This is a genomic window from Streptomyces sp. NPDC015139 (assembly GCF_043079785.1).
Lineage (GTDB): Bacteria > Actinomycetota > Actinomycetes > Streptomycetales > Streptomycetaceae > Streptomyces > Streptomyces albidocamelliae.
Window position 1 is genome coordinate 1 of record NZ_JBIBUW010000069.1, and the last position, 1,367, is coordinate 1,367.

General features: G+C 68.9%; 1 protein-coding gene. It reads right to left on the minus strand.

Features of this window, described 5'->3' with window-relative positions; genetic code table 11:
* Window positions 1-77: 77 nt before the first annotated feature.
* Window positions 78-1,313, minus strand: a complete 1,236-nt coding sequence (locus ACF08B_RS41650) for an IS701 family transposase (protein ID WP_392322232.1) — start codon at window positions 1,311-1,313, stop codon at window positions 78-80.
* Between the last annotated feature and the right edge of the window lie 54 nt (window positions 1,314-1,367).

Here is a 1,367-nt window from a genome sequence, read left to right on the forward strand (position 1 = left end):
GGCGAACAGGTAGCCGCGCCGTTCATAGTGGCTCTGGCGGGCGCGTGCCTGGTGGCGTCGTCTCCACCGTGACCAGGTCAGCGTGTGGTTGCGGCGTGCGGGGTGGTGCGGGGGTTCAGCTGCCAGGAGACGGCGGATCTCGGCCGGTGTGAGGTCCACGAGATCGGGCGTGTCGTCGCCGGGACCCCCCTTTCGCGTTCCTGGGCGGCGATGGCAGCGAGGAACGCGTGGGCGAGCATGGCGAGGGTGATGTGCCGGTACCAGCCGGTGTAACGGCGGACCTCGTACTCGTCGAGGCCGCACTCGTTCTTCGCGGACTGGAAGCATTCTTCGATCTTCCAGCGGCATCCGGCGATCCGTGCCAGGTCGGCGAGGGTGGCGTCCAGCGGAGCGCTGGCCAGGAAGTAGGCGATGTCCTCGGGGTTGGTGATGCTGCGGCGGGCCAGCATCCACCGCCTGCGGGTGGGCTTGTCGCCGTCGCGTTCCTCGACGACGGGCAGGAGGGCGCCGGCCCAGTCGTGGCAGCGTTCGCCTTTGGCTCCCGGGCCGGCGGACAAGCGCTGCCATGCCTCCGGCGGGGCCTCACGGCGGATACGGTCCTCAATGCGCGGGCCGTGGACCTGTTGGGACTTGGGGACGGCCACGACGTAGTGGAGCTTCAGGTCGTCTTCGAGGAAGCGGCGGAAGCGGCTGTCCTGGCCGTAGGCGGCGTCCGCGGTGACCCAGCGGAAGCGCAGGGGGGAGGCATGGGCCCGGCGGATCATGTCGCAGGCGAGGGCGTTCTTGGTGGCGAAAGTACGGTCGTCGGGGATGTGGGCGGCCTGGCAGCGGTCGCGGTCGTCGGTCCAGGACCTCGGCAGATAGAGGTCACGGTCGACGAGAGCGTGTCCCCGGCTGGTGGCATAGGCGGCGAAGACGCCGATCTGGCAATTTTCGGTGCGTCCGGCGGTGCCGGAGTACTGGCGCTGCACTCCGGCGGAGGTGGTCCCCTTCTTGATGAAGCCGGTGTCGTCGACGATCAACACGCCGTCGTCATCGCCGAGTTGGTCAGCCACGTACTGCTGCAGGTCGTCGCGGACACTGTCGGCGTCCCAGCGGCTGCGGGAGAGCAGATACTGCAATCCGTCCGGGGTGGCGTGGCCGGCCCACTCGGCGAGCTGCCACCCGTTCTTGCGGCCGACCGGAGCGAGCAAGCCGCGTACGTAGTCCCGCATCCGCCTGCGGGGCTCGATCCGGGTGAAGCGGCTCCCGGTCCGCAGGAAGAGTTCTTCGAGTTCCCGATCCCACACATTCACCGGCGCATCGTTGAGCATGTCGAGGGACTGCTCGCACCAGCTCACGGGCATGCGGCTCACGCACTCGTTCGT